Consider the following 13,178-nt stretch of genomic DNA (forward strand, 5'->3'; position numbering starts at 1 on the left):
AGTTTTCAGGAAATCTTTCAAATTTAAAACGATATTTAATAGCTTTAAATATCGTTTTAATAATTATCTTTGTAAGACCAATTATAATTTGTTATGTCATATAGAAATGTCTTGTTATTCTTGTCGTTATTGTTTTCTATGAGTAACTATAATGTTCAAGCACAAAAAAAAGAAAAGCAGGGAAAGGTTGAATATAAATTTGGTAAAATTCATCCTGATGATTTTCTGATTACCGCATCAGGAGCAGACTCTGCTGCTTCAGCGATTAAGTTGTTTGATATAGGAACTTGCTATTTCGAAATAAGCCCAACTACAAAATCTTTCGTTTATGTTTTTGAAAGACATGTTCGTTTTAAAATTTTAAATAAAAACGGATATGAATTTGCTAATTATTCAATAGGGTTACATAAAAGTAATGGACAATCAAGAGAAACTTTAGAAGCCATGAATGCATCAACTTACAATATGGTTGATGGGGTCATGATTATTAATAAAATTGATAAGGATTCTAAGTTTACGGAAGAAGTTAATAGAAATTATGTTTTTAAGAAATTTGCGCTGCCTAATGTAAAAGAAGAATCGATTATTGAATATAAGTATAAAATTAAATCTGATTTTATCTTTAATCTGCGAGGATGGAGCTTTCAAAGTGATATTCCAACTCTTTGGTCTGAATATACAGTTACTATTCCTGAATATTTTGATTATAAGTTTAATAGAAATGGGCAGTACGGTATTGCCCATACTTTGCATGAGTCTGTTAATGCAAAGTATGTAGCAGACCTCCAGTCTACGGCTGTTCGTGACCGATTTACTGCTGAAAATATGCCAGCCCTAAAAGACGAGCCTTTTATTTCAACTCTAGATGATTATAGATCTACAATTGATTTTGAACTTAGATCTACAAATTTTCCTGGTCAATTTTTTCAAGATTACACAGGCTCATGGCCAAAGATTGTTGATGCTATTCTTAAAGATGAAAATTTTGGAGGTTATTTATTAAAAGGGGGTTATGCTAAGAACAATTTGAAGTCGATTATTAAAGTCGAAAGTGATTCTCTAGCAAACGCAAAATTAATCTTTAAGTATGTTAAGGATAATTTAAAGTGGAATGAAAAGTATAATTATTATAGTACAGAGACAAATCCTAAAACAATATTTGAGAAGAAAACCGGTAATTCTGCTGATTTAAACTTAGTGTTAGTTAATTTCTTGAAGGAAGCCAAGTTTAATGTATATCCCGTTTTAATAAGTACACGTGCTAATGGTAAGCATCCAGGATATCCTGTGATCAGTAAATTTGACAATGTGGTGGCTGCTGTAGAAATAGCTGGTACGTTATATTTTCTTGATGCCACAGTTAAAGATATGCCATTTGGTATGATTAATTATCAAAATTTGAATCACGAAGGTTTCTTGATCAATGTTAGCGATAAGGATGGTAGATGGATTAGTACTGAAACCAATTTTGGAGATGAAAGTATGCATGTCTATAACCTTGTCTTGGATAAAGAGCTTAAGCTAAAAGGTACGCTAACCAATTATTTTAATGGATATGCGGGATTAAGTACTCGAAATAGTTATAGAAATGCCATAAATGAAGAAGATTATATAAAAAACTTGAAGAAAAATAAGACAGGATTGGAACTTAGTAATTTCAAGATGTTAAACTTGGATAGTTTGGACGAGCGACTGATTGAATTTATGGACGTGGAAATTGAAGATAATGTGGAAGAGGCAGGAGATCTCGTTTATTTTACACCTCTACTCTTTGAACGCACAAAAGAAAACCCGTTGAAGCATGAAGAACGACTATTTCCAGTAGATTTCGCGCATCCAATACAAGAAAACTGTCGGGTTGTGGTTAATTTCCCTGATGATTATCAGATTGATAAACTACCTAAAGGTGGAATTTATAAACTTCCTGAAGACGTCGGTCTATTTTCAATGTCTTATTTAATAGAGGGACAAACACTACTTATTAAAAGTGAAATCAATATTAATAAATCCATCTATAGTCCAGAAGAGTATTTTTATTTGAAAGAACTATTTGCAGCTATTGTAGAGAAACAAGCAGAAAAAATTGTATTTAAAAAGAAGGTATAATGAAGTACACATTAGGTTTATCGTTGTTGTTGTATTGCTCGGTCTTGAATGGACAGACTAATTGGGATGTTGCCATGATTCCAGAGTCTTTAAAGAAAGACGCCATTATTGTGATTAGAAATGAGGAACAATTTTTGGATATTAAAGGTGTCAATGCTGCAAAATATGATTATAAACTTACAGCTACTATTTTCAGTAAAGCAGGAGATAATTTTGCCGCTATGGAAGAAGTATACGATAAGTTTTCAAATATCTACAATATAAAAGCGGTCTTATATGATGCCACAGGTACGAAAATCAAAGAATACAAATCATCTGATGTAAAAGACCAAAGTTTAATATCTGGTTTTTCAATTTTTGAAGACAATAGGTTGAAGAGTCTTAAGTTTGTGAGCAACAGTTATCCCTATACCATCGAATATAGCTTTAGTCAGGACTTCAAAGGATTGCTTTATTTTCCACAGTGGCGCGATTTAAAAGATTTTGGTGTATCTGTTGAAAAATCAAGTTATAGCATTCAAAAGAATCAGAATTATCAAATGAAATACCTTACTAGTGTGGGATTGAAAGTTGATTCAAGTAGTACAGGTGGTAAAACGCTATATAAATGGGAGAGTACACAAATACCAGCCTTAGCTAGAGAGCCTATGGCTGTTGGTATTGATAACATTTCTTCTTGGGTAAAAGCCTCTCCAAATTTATTTGAGTACGATGGTTCAAATGGAAATTTTGATAACTGGACTAATTTTGGAAAATGGATTTACAAACTCAATGAGGGCGGTAATCAGTTGCCTGATGCATTTAGAACTAAGATTCAAGATTTAACAAAAGATGCCAAGACACCACAAGAGAAGATGCAAATACTGTATCGTTATTTGCAACAGAATACCCGATATGTAAGTGTACAATTAGGTATAGGCGGATTTAAACCTGTATTAGCGGAGAAAGTGGCAACTGTTAATTATGGTGACTGCAAAGGTTTGTCGAATTTTATGAAAGCGATGCTAAATGAGGTAGGCATAAATTCCCATTTAGTCATGATCGGAAATGGAAAACCGAGTTTAAATCCAAAGTATTCTAGTATAGGTCAAGCAAACCATATGATAGTAGCAGTGCCAATAGGAAAAGATACAACTTTTTTAGAATGTACTAATCCCTATTATCCGATGGGATTTATTGGATACGGGAATGCGAATAGAAATGTACTTTTGATAACGGAAACGGGAGGCAAACTTGTAAAGACCCCAACCTATAATGCTGATCAAAATTATCAATTTAGTAAAACAATAATTAAATTTAACAATGAAAATGATATTGATGTTTTAACCAATACACTGTACGGCAATGCGCAATTTGAAGATAATTTAGGTACAACACTTTTAGAACCTAGTGAGCAGAAAAAAAGAGCATTAGAAAATAGCAGCATTCCTGTTGAAACATTTAATTATTATAAGTGTGATCAAAAAGATAAAACGAAGTCTGAGGTAGAGGAAGAGTTCGCATTTAAGGCAAAATCATTATTAAGTAAAGGGGGGGATAAGTATTTTCTTTTACTTAATCAAGTGAATAGACGGGAATTCGCGCCTATCAAGATAACGGATAGAAAAACGTTCTTCTCCGTTCCATATTCATATGAAGATAAGGATGAAATAACCTTTGAGTTGCCCCAAGGGTATCAAATAGAATTCATTCCAAAAGATATTCTTATCGATTCAGAGTTTGGTATCTACACTGCAAAATTTGCGATACAAGATGGCTTGCTTTTATATAGTCGGACACAGAAAATGAATGATAAAATATATCCACCAGAGAAATACAATGCTTATGTTGATTTTTATAAAAAAATGGTTCAAGCAGATAAACAAAAAGCAGTTATCACAAAATCTTTATAAGAAAAGAAATCATGATTTTTTTTGGGTAAAGGGATTAACTTGCTAAAATCTAATTAGATACTAGTAAGTGTCGAAAATATTGGCATCTATATCTTAATGTTAAAAGCGCCCTGTTTTAGAGTTTCTCTTTCAAGCTAGTTGTTTAAACTTAATTAATCTTCCAAATCTGCCATATAAATATCATGTACGACAAATTTAATATGGGGATTGGGAAGTAACATGTCGAAAATATCTTCAGAATCAATCGGATATAAAGTTTCAGCATCAGCATCCAACATTTCAGAGTCAGGAATAAGTTCATAGAAAGTAGTCCCATTATTTTCTGATAGTTCTTCTACTTTTATGCAGATTACATTTTGACTTTTCCAGTTAGACCAGATTGTTTTATTAAACAGTTGATAAGGATTTTTTTCTGTGTTGGACATATTTGCAAACATAGGGAATAGGATGGCTATTGCAAAATTTCAATTTAAAAAAGTTGAGCGCTCAAAATGTAAATGATTGAACATATTCAGGTTATTGTTTTGAAGAAGATAGATAATTATTCATGTATTCAGAATGGAGGAACAAAATTTAGGTTAGCAAAATTAAATCTTGCTAACCTATTTTTTTAAAAGGGTACCTCAGCTGGATTAAGGCCGGAAAAACCTAATTCACCTATATTTTTAATCGCTTGTATATCTTCGTTAGACAACGAAAAATTGTTTATTTCAAGATTAGCTTTTATATTGCTGGGGTTCGTGGATTTTGGTAGTGGGTTGATACCCTCTTGCAAAGCAAATTTTATACAAATCTGCCCGACACTTACTCCATATTTAGCTGCAAGTGATACTATTACTTCATTTTGTAAAATCCTGCCAGAGCCTAAAGGCGACCATGCTTGAATTAATATATCTTTTGATTTACAAAAGGCTATTGTTTCTTCTTGAAGAAAACCGGGATGAAATTCCAATTGATTGACTGCAGGAAAAACTTTTGCAACCTTTAATATTGCTTCGACATATTTTTTTGGAAAATTACTCAAACCAATAGCTTTGGCTCTACCTTCTGTATATAATTGCTCCAAGGCTTTCCAAGTGTCTGCATTGATAGATTCCCAGTTCTCAAACTGTGTTTCGTTAGCAGGCCAGTGAATGAGATAGAGATCTACGTAGTCCATTTGAAGTAGGGCAAGAGACTTGTCAAATGCGACTAAGGTGTTTTTGTAACCGCGATCGGCATTCCAGAGTTTGGTGGTGACAAAAAGATTTTCGCGCTTTATACCACTATCTTGTATTGCTTTTCCGACACTATGTTCATTACCATAAACCGATGCTGTATCAATATGGGGATATCCTGCTTTTAAAGCCTCATAAACGGCAGTATAAGCAGGTTCTCCTTCTTCGATTTGCCAAGTTCCAAATCCAATAGCTGGGATTTTTGAACCACTGTTTAATGTATATGTATTCATGTTTTTTCGCTTTAATGGATGAAAATTTAAAATTAGTAATTATAAAAGTCTTTGTCGGTCTTACCCCACAATTTTATAGGAATTTGACAAGCTAGTGAAACTTAAGAACCGAATCTGTACCTTTATCTTATGGAAGCAATTGTAATTGGGGGCAGTGGTGCCACAGGTAGGGAATTGGTTAAGCAATTGGTAAATGACGACCGTTTTTCTAAAATTCGTGTATTTCTCCGTAAGTCTTACTTTGAGCCTCACGAAAAGTTGGAAGAAATTATTATAGATTTTGAAAAACTAAACAATTTTAAAGAACAGATTAAGGGAGACGTAGCCTTTTCTTGTTTGGGAACTACCTTGAAAGATGCGGGGAGCAAAGCTGCGCAATGGCATATCGATTACGACTATCCCTTTCAATTCGCTGAGATGGCTTTTGAAAATGGTGTTTCAAGTTTTGTATTATTATCAGCTGTTGGTGTTGATGCAAAATCTCAAGTTTTTTATAACCGTATGAAAGGATCTTTAGAAGATGTCATTAAAAAAATAGGATTCCAACATTTATTAATCCTCCAACCTGGATTCATTGATAGACCTAATACCAATCGCATGGGAGAGAAGGTGGGAATAAAAGTAATTCAGATTTTAAATAAATTAGGTTTGTTTGAGAAATATGCACCTATAAAAACAGGGGAGTTGGCAAAAGCAATGTTAGAAAGTGCGTTTAGGAATAATAAAGCTGTGGAAGTGTTACCATTAAAAAAAATCAAAGCAATCTTAAATTAGTTTGTACGTTTGACCTTTAATGTTATTTATAATTGTAAAATGAGAACTGAAGTATATCAGTGCATTTTGAATGACGATGTCCATGTATATCGATGATTCATTTAATTCAGTCTAGCCAATATTTTACTTTTAAGCGTCATAATTCAACCTTTTGTGGCGATTTAAATTTCAATTTCTTATCTTTAGGCGAATTTTGAACCAGCCTAAGCGTTCGTTTTCAATTTTGTTTAAGCAAATTAAAAGATTTCAATAAAAAAATTATGTCATCTAAAATCATTTACACCAAGACAGATGAAGCGCCATTATTGGCTACGTATTCATTCTTACCTATTGTACAAGCTTTCGCGAAAACTGCTGATATCGATGTTGAATTAAGAGACATTTCTCTTGCAGGTCGTATTTTAGCTAACTTTTCAGACGCATTAAAAGAGGATCAAAAAGTAGCTGATGCTTTAGCTGAATTAGGTCAGTTGGCCACAACTCCAGAAGCGAATATCATCAAATTACCAAATATTTCGGCATCTATTCCGCAGTTAAAAGGAGCAATTGCAGAATTGCAAGCTGCCGGATATGCTATTCCAAATTTCCCTGATAATCCAGAAACTGCAGAAGAACGTGCAGTAAAAGCAAATTATGCTAAAGTATTGGGGTCTGCTGTAAATCCAGTTTTACGTGAAGGAAACTCTGATCGACGTGCGCCTAAAGCAGTTAAGAATTATGCTAAAGCAAATCCACATTCGATGGGTGCTTGGTCGGCAGATTCAAAAACCCGTGTAGCATCAATGTCACATGGTGATTTTTATGAAACTGAAAAATCCGTTACAGTAGCAAACGAAGGTCAGTTTAAAATAGAATTCGTCAACGCTAGTGGTACTCCGACTGAATTGAAAGGTCTTGCTCCATTGAAAGCAGGTGAAGTCATAGATTCATCAGTATTGAGTTTATCTGCATTGAAAGGTTTCGTTGCAGATACTATTGCTGCTGCTAAAGCTGAAGGGGTTTTATTATCAGCTCACTTGAAAGCGACGATGATGAAAGTTTCAGACCCAATTATCTTTGGTGCTATCGTAGAAGTTTATTTCAAAGATGTTTTTGCTAAATATGGTGAATTATTCAATTCTTTGGGAATTAATAAAAACAATGGTCTAGGTGAGGTATTTGCTAAGATTGCTGGGCATTCACAGGAAGCTGAAGTTAAAGCTGCGATTGAGTCTGCAATAGCTAACGGTCCAGATTTAGCTATGGTAAACTCCGATAAAGGGATTACAAATCTACACGTACCTTCAGATGTTATCGTTGATGCCTCGATGCCAGCTATGATCCGTACTTCGGGTCAGATGTGGAATAAAGAGGGAAAATCTCAAGATACAATTGCTATGATTCCAGATCGTTCTTACGCTGGTGTTTATGAAGCAACCATAGAGGATTGTAAAGAAAATGGTGCTTTAGACCCTACTACAATGGGCTCTGTTCCCAATGTTGGTTTGATGGCTCAAAAAGCTGAAGAATATGGTTCACATGATAAAACTTTCCAAGCTTCAGAAAATGGTACGATCAGAGTAGTTGACGCTGAAGGAAATGTTTTGATGGAACAAACCGTTGAAACAGGAGATATCTTCCGCATGTGTCAAACAAAAGACGCTCCCATCCAAGATTGGGTAAAACTAGCTGTTAACCGTGCTCGATTATCTGCAGCACCAGCAGTATTCTGGTTAGATGAAAACCGTGCTCACGATAGAGAAATCATCAAGAAAGTAGAACAATATTTAGGGGATTTTGATACTAATGGATTAGATATTTTTGTGATGAATCCAGTAGAAGCAACTAAGTTCTCTTTAGATCGTATTCGTGAAGGTTTGGATACTATCTCTGTTACGGGTAATGTATTGCGTGATTACTTAACTGATTTGTTTCCAATTTTAGAAGTTGGTACCTCTGCAAAAATGCTTTCTATTGTTCCATTGATGAATGGTGGTGGTTTATTTGAGACAGGTGCTGGTGGTTCGGCTCCAAAACATATTGAACAATTCTTACATGAAGGTTACTTACGTTGGGATTCGTTAGGTGAATTTTTAGCTTTAGGTGCTTCTTTAGAGCATTTATCACAAACACAAAATAATGCTGATGCTTTAGTATTAGCAGAAACTTTGGATGTGGCTACAGAAAAATTCTTAGCGAATGATAAATCTCCAGCACGTAAAGTAGGTCAAATTGACAACCGTGGTTCTCATTATTACTTGACTGCTTATTGGGCGGAAGGATTGGCGGCGCAAACAAAAGATGCTACTTTGGCAGCCAAATTTGCACCTTTAGCGAAAGTGTTAATTGAAAATGAAGCTAAAATCAATGAAGAGTTGATTGCTGCTCAAGGTAAGGCACAAGACATTGGTGGTTACTACTTCCCTAATGATGCATTAGCAACAGCAGCAATGCGTCCTTCGGAAACTTTTAATAATGCAATTGCTTCTTTGTAGATTGCAAATTGTATTATAAAAAAATGCTCCATTCATTAGAATGGAGCATTTTTTTATTACTATGATAATCAATCTGCTATTAATTTTTGTTTTTGAGCAAGTTAATTTCTAGAAGTACTTGTTCTAGTGCTTCTGGTTTAACGATTCGAGTCTGATTAGATGGCAGGATCATCGCGAATTTTATATCCTCATCATCTACCTTTAACTTCTTTTGACTCCTTAAAAAAGGATGAAAACTTCCTTTTAGCGAACCATTATTTCTATGCCACGTAGCATGTTTCCCGTTGTTTTTATGAAATGGATGCATAATGATTGAATTATGTCTGTAATCGGTATATCCAATTTACATAAAATAATTGGATAATGTAAAGAAACATTTATTTATTGGTTACATCCCCAAAAGGCACTTTCCTTTTTTTACATCAATCTGATTTTCATTACTTAAATCTAGAAAATACAGTTTCTGCCAAGATTGCGTCTGTTGTGCTTGTTTGCTGATAGTCAAATCCCAATTTGGATATACTCTAAACCCACGTTTTCCTTCTTTTCCATGTCCAGATAAAACTCTTCTTTGAAATAGTATTTCCTTAGGAAAAATGAATAATCCCATCTTCTTTTCGTTTCGTATTGCTATAATATAGAAATCAATATCATCATTAACATCGAAAGGAGCGATAATACCAGTTGACATTCGGAACCATAATGTTACAAATTGGCCTGCTTTTTTTGGTGTTATTTTAGCGCTCCTATATTTGTATTTATTCTTGCCCAAGTCAAAATTATGAGCAGCATATGCTTGACTTTCTTTTTCTGGCAGTAAATTCGTTAGCGGTAAGCCACAGATTTGGAATAAATACTTAGCGATATGTTGTAGTTCTATTTTGGAATTTGCCAATTTAAGGTATGCTTAAAGTTGAGTAATATTATTTTGAGCGTAAGATTCTATAATTTTTATAGAAGCCATTATAATAAGGTGCTTTGTATATCTAAGGGAATGAAATTATTCATATTTTTGATAGACTTCTACTTCAGACATTATTATTTTTCACTCTAATTTTAATGAAATAAACATAAATATAGCAACTCTTATTTGATGGGCTTATATCCATATTAAAAAAATAGATTAAGGTAACGTAATTGGTAGGATAGTGGTATTTAAGGTTGTGCATTACAAAGCCTTAAATACCACATATGTACATTGTGTTTTAATAGTTTATTTGTCCTTGAATGGATAAGCTATTTTTATTTTGGATTATAGTACTTACTTCGACTTTAACCTGATTAGCTTTTAACTTGTCAAAAGGCTCGACAAGCCAAGTGTCAGGCCATTTGCCAAAATTGATATAAAGATAAAATGGATAAGATGTTTCTTCGATCTTAACAAGATTGGGAGTACTTTGTGTGGTTGTATTTAGTAGAAAGCCGCTTTTTCGCTGTTTGTAAAATTTATAAAACATTGTTGTTGGAAGAGATTCCGCTAATGCATTATTATCTATCCAAGCATGCGCGATATAAGGCACATTGATTTCATTTATTTTCTTTTCTTCTATTGGATTGAAATCATCATCATAGCTATATGTAATTAAGGTATCCCGCTGTATCGTTACATCTGATTTAACCTGCAAATCAAAATAGTTAGCATAAGCATTTTGCAATTGCAGTTGATCAAGGCCTGTGTATTTATGCATTAAATCAGCAAGTAATGGCATATCATCTAAAGATAACATGGTCCAGAAAGTCATAGCTTGATTTGTCGTGTCCATTGCTCTAACTGGAAACTTTTTATCTAAATCTTGAGAAATTAGCCACTCACCTGTGATATCTATTTTATGCTTCGCAATAGATGCTTCTAGTTTCAACTTTTTATCTTTTTGTATATAGCTGATGTGCTTATTTGAATGAATATTTTTAAATTCTGGAAAGGAATCTATTTGAACCCAAGTGTTGGGTTGTTTTAAAAGTAAATGAAGATCCTCAAACCCACTATTTCTTTCCCTATCAATTTTGTAAATAAGGTTATTCCGATCAAATATTACTTTGATATGGTTATTAACACTAACACGCACTACTCCCTGTTCCTTATCCAAGAAACTGATTCCGTTGGGATAGCGATTTGCAAAAAAAGAAAAGCACTCATCATAGTTCTTTAATGCTAATATTCCGTAAAATTGAGGAGCTCGGTCTGTCATACTGAATAAATAAATGCGGGCCGGAATTTCAATACCAGCATGCCACAATAAGCCAGTTATCCAACTTTCATCAACAGCTGTGTCTACGGACTTGCCCGACCAAGGATTAAAACTGGATAGATTGTCCAATATTAAATCATCAACAGCAATGGAGAATATATGTGTACTTTCTTTGCTCACATATTGTTTTTCAATGTTGTTTTTTCGGATAATGTAGTATGTCCAGACCGTAGCTGAAAGTAAGAGCACAATAGAACATATGATAATTACTATTCTTTTCATGGGCGATTAGTTTATGACATTATTATTCAAGTTTTCAATGATATGCTTCAATAGGTATTGAAGTGCATTTTTATCTTTTTTAGGTAATGATATCGACATCTCTCCAGAGAACCTGTTTTTAATCAACTTACTTGATTTGATTTGAAGATTACCATATCCAGCAAGGTCTTGTAAAGTTTGTTCCCTAGATTCTGTTATTGGAATTTCTAGTTGATTGACAACCTCAGGTATGGCAGAAGTTTTTACGACAAAATTAAATGGATGTGCAAGTAAATCCTTTTTCACACTTGCATTTCTGTTAGTTTTAAAACGATTCTGTTGAATAGCAGTTAATTGTTCGACATCGCTTCCAACAAACACGATATTATTTTTGAAAAGGATATAGATTGGCTCTAGTTTTTTCTGTGGTGCGATTTTATATATGCCATCCTCCAATGTTACTTCCTGTTTTTTGACCGCAAATTCCAGTATTTTTTTATACAGACGTTGATCTTCAGAAGTGAACATCCATAAAAAGTTGGGTACAAATTCTTCTTTTGTTTTGGTAACCTCTTCATAGTTGTAATCATCATCATATTCGTAAGAGACATATTCTTTTGTTACTTTTTGTAGGTCGTTGAGAAAGAACACGTTGTCGCCTCTCATCACTTTTCCGATAGCTTTTTCGTCTAACCCAATCTCTAAAGCAGTGGCTGCTATCGTCAAAACATCTGCATATTCCCCAGCTAAAGGAGCATACCATCGCGAAATCAATGCTGGTAATTGTTTCAAATAACCTTCCGTACTCATGTTAACAGAGGCGTAAGCCAAGTAGTTCTCAGGAATATATTGCGCAAATTTTTTATTGGTTCTGTTGCTATATAATGCCTTGAAAACTTTCTCCATTTCAGAGTCAACACCTATAGAAACCCGTAAGTTTTAGCGTATATTGATCTTGAATCAAATCAAAAATAGCGTCATTATAACCATATTTCATATTCTCAATGTCAACACCATAAGCCATTTTTAAAATATCATAGGGAAGGGCATTTTGATATAATTCATCTAGATTAGATATCCAGAGACGTAATAGGTGTTTTTTATCGGTTAATTTAAGTGCTTTATTCTTACCTAAATTTTCTTTAGGGTCTAAATAATCATTAAAGCCTGCTGTTAACCAATCAGCTAATAATTTATTTTTGATGGAGTCATTTTTTGCTTCTCGTGCTTGATTTAATAAGTAAAGGGAGTCAGATTCTAAATCGTAGTCTTCCACATCGATTGTATCGCTATCATATTCCCATTCATCAATATCAATACTTGATAAAGTATCAGGAAATACATCTTCGGCTTCAACATATACAGCTTCTTCCTCGGCTTCGGCCGTAGCTACTGTAAGTGAATCTGGTATTGAATTTTCTTCTTCTATATCTATTTCTTCTTCATCCCAGGTGTTAGCGGCTGCATCAAGTGTTTCATTGTATGTCCAGTCTAATGTGTTATATAATCCCAAGTCTAAACCATAACGTTCTGCGATTTCTTTCGTTTGGAAATAGCTTGTATTTAGCTCTCCAATTAAAATAAATAAGCTTTCTTTATTCCATGCAACTTGCATTTTATGATCTTTTGAAACTCTTCTTTCATAGTTATTATAAATCGAAAGAGATTCAAATTTCGAAAACATATGCTCCTTAACTTGATGATTTTCTTTTAAAGGGATTAATATTCCGATATAGTTTAGGCTATCTGTAGTTGACCGATATACGTAAGCTTGCTTATCAAGATTAAAATCCAATTGCATCAGGTTTTTGATTGGATAGTTAATATCATTGCTCGTGTTTTCAAATGCACCTAGTTTAATTAATGTTTCATTTAACAACTCGATAGAGCTATTTTCAACTATAGCTTTATTATTAATGGTAAAAACAAATTGTGCTTGAGCAGGTATCATACTGGTCAAATCTTGTGCTGTAGCTTGCAGACTTGCAAATGCAACACATGCAAATAATGGAACGTGTTTTATATTCATGTT

11 protein-coding genes are annotated in these 13,178 nt (G+C 33.7%); 4 read left to right on the forward strand and 7 right to left on the reverse strand.

What is annotated here, in order from left to right; all coding sequences use genetic code 11:
• The first annotated feature begins 93 nt into the window (after positions 1 to 93).
• Both ACFX5U_RS10110 and ACFX5U_RS10115 read left to right on the forward strand, forming a co-directional pair.
• Entirely contained in the window at positions 94 to 2,106 is a 2,013-nt protein-coding gene (locus ACFX5U_RS10110; protein WP_400263355.1) for a DUF3857 domain-containing protein, read from the forward strand.
• On the forward strand, positions 2,106 to 3,998 hold the full coding sequence (locus ACFX5U_RS10115) for a DUF3857 domain-containing protein (protein WP_400263356.1): 1,893 nt from the start codon (positions 2,106 to 2,108) through the stop codon (positions 3,996 to 3,998). The genes ACFX5U_RS10110 and ACFX5U_RS10115 overlap by 1 nt, the downstream gene beginning before the upstream one ends.
• A gap of 152 nt (positions 3,999 to 4,150) precedes the next feature.
• Here ACFX5U_RS10115 and ACFX5U_RS10120 read toward each other — a convergent pair whose 3' ends face one another.
• Positions 4,151 to 4,423: a hypothetical protein gene (locus ACFX5U_RS10120; protein WP_038702516.1), complete on the reverse strand. Its 273-nt coding sequence runs from the start codon at positions 4,421 to 4,423 to the stop codon at positions 4,151 to 4,153.
• A 185-nt stretch (positions 4,424 to 4,608) separates the two neighbouring features.
• Entirely contained in the window at positions 4,609 to 5,448 is an 840-nt protein-coding gene (locus tag ACFX5U_RS10125) for an aldo/keto reductase (RefSeq protein WP_400263357.1), read from the reverse strand.
• Between the two features lie 129 nt (positions 5,449 to 5,577).
• Between ACFX5U_RS10125 and ACFX5U_RS10130 the strand changes: the two genes are divergently transcribed.
• Positions 5,578 to 6,222 carry an NAD(P)H-binding protein gene (locus ACFX5U_RS10130; protein ID WP_400263358.1) on the forward strand — a complete coding sequence of 215 codons (645 nt, stop codon included), beginning with the start codon at positions 5,578 to 5,580 and terminating at the stop codon, positions 6,220 to 6,222.
• A gap of 260 nt (positions 6,223 to 6,482) precedes the next feature.
• Positions 6,483 to 8,696, forward strand: a complete 2,214-nt coding sequence (locus ACFX5U_RS10135) for an NADP-dependent isocitrate dehydrogenase (RefSeq protein WP_400263359.1) — start codon at positions 6,483 to 6,485, stop codon at positions 8,694 to 8,696.
• A gap of 79 nt (positions 8,697 to 8,775) precedes the next feature.
• Here the strand turns inward: ACFX5U_RS10135 and ACFX5U_RS10140 are convergent, their stop codons facing one another.
• From ACFX5U_RS10140 to ACFX5U_RS10160, 5 genes are all read right to left on the reverse strand, one after another.
• The gene (locus ACFX5U_RS10140; protein WP_280568066.1) at positions 8,776 to 9,003 is read right to left on the reverse strand and encodes a hypothetical protein; all 228 of its coding nucleotides are present in this window, start codon (positions 9,001 to 9,003) and stop codon (positions 8,776 to 8,778) included.
• An 81-nt stretch (positions 9,004 to 9,084) separates the two neighbouring features.
• Complete coding sequence (locus ACFX5U_RS10145; RefSeq protein WP_280568063.1) at positions 9,085 to 9,591, reverse strand: MepB family protein; 507 nt, start codon at positions 9,589 to 9,591, stop codon at positions 9,085 to 9,087.
• A gap of 310 nt (positions 9,592 to 9,901) precedes the next feature.
• The gene (locus ACFX5U_RS10150) at positions 9,902 to 11,167 is read right to left on the reverse strand and encodes a hypothetical protein (protein ID WP_400263360.1); all 1,266 of its coding nucleotides are present in this window, start codon (positions 11,165 to 11,167) and stop codon (positions 9,902 to 9,904) included.
• A gap of 6 nt (positions 11,168 to 11,173) precedes the next feature.
• Positions 11,174 to 12,052: a hypothetical protein gene (locus tag ACFX5U_RS10155; protein ID WP_400263361.1), complete on the reverse strand. Its 879-nt coding sequence runs from the start codon at positions 12,050 to 12,052 to the stop codon at positions 11,174 to 11,176.
• Between the two features lie 7 nt (positions 12,053 to 12,059).
• Entirely contained in the window at positions 12,060 to 13,175 is a 1,116-nt protein-coding gene (locus ACFX5U_RS10160; protein WP_400263362.1) for a hypothetical protein, read from the reverse strand.
• Positions 13,176 to 13,178 lie beyond the last annotated feature (3 nt).

Origin of the sequence: Sphingobacterium sp. SG20118, assembly GCF_044740685.1 — a bacterium.
Lineage (GTDB): Bacteria > Bacteroidota > Bacteroidia > Sphingobacteriales > Sphingobacteriaceae > Sphingobacterium.

What these genes read in the sequence shown, in the direction of transcription:
- ACFX5U_RS10140 (WP_280568066.1), bottom strand. Translation starts at nt 9,003, where the DNA reads ATGCATCCATTTCATAAAAACAACGGGAAACATGCTACGTGGCATAGA.
- ACFX5U_RS10135 (WP_400263359.1), top strand. Translation starts at nt 6,483, where the DNA reads ATGTCATCTAAAATCATTTACACCAAGACAGATGAAGCGCCATTATTG.
- ACFX5U_RS10130 (WP_400263358.1), top strand. Translation starts at nt 5,578, where the DNA reads ATGGAAGCAATTGTAATTGGGGGCAGTGGTGCCACAGGTAGGGAATTG.
- ACFX5U_RS10150 (WP_400263360.1), bottom strand. Translation starts at nt 11,167, where the DNA reads ATGAAAAGAATAGTAATTATCATATGTTCTATTGTGCTCTTACTTTCA.
- ACFX5U_RS10120 (WP_038702516.1), bottom strand. Translation starts at nt 4,423, where the DNA reads ATGTCCAACACAGAAAAAAATCCTTATCAACTGTTTAATAAAACAATC.
- ACFX5U_RS10155 (WP_400263361.1), bottom strand. Translation starts at nt 12,052, where the DNA reads ATGGAGAAAGTTTTCAAGGCATTATATAGCAACAGAACCAATAAAAAA.
- ACFX5U_RS10110 (WP_400263355.1), top strand. Translation starts at nt 94, where the DNA reads ATGTCATATAGAAATGTCTTGTTATTCTTGTCGTTATTGTTTTCTATG.
- ACFX5U_RS10160 (WP_400263362.1), bottom strand. Translation starts at nt 13,175, where the DNA reads ATGAATATAAAACACGTTCCATTATTTGCATGTGTTGCATTTGCAAGT.
- ACFX5U_RS10115 (WP_400263356.1), top strand. Translation starts at nt 2,106, where the DNA reads ATGAAGTACACATTAGGTTTATCGTTGTTGTTGTATTGCTCGGTCTTG.
- ACFX5U_RS10125 (WP_400263357.1), bottom strand. Translation starts at nt 5,448, where the DNA reads ATGAATACATATACATTAAACAGTGGTTCAAAAATCCCAGCTATTGGA.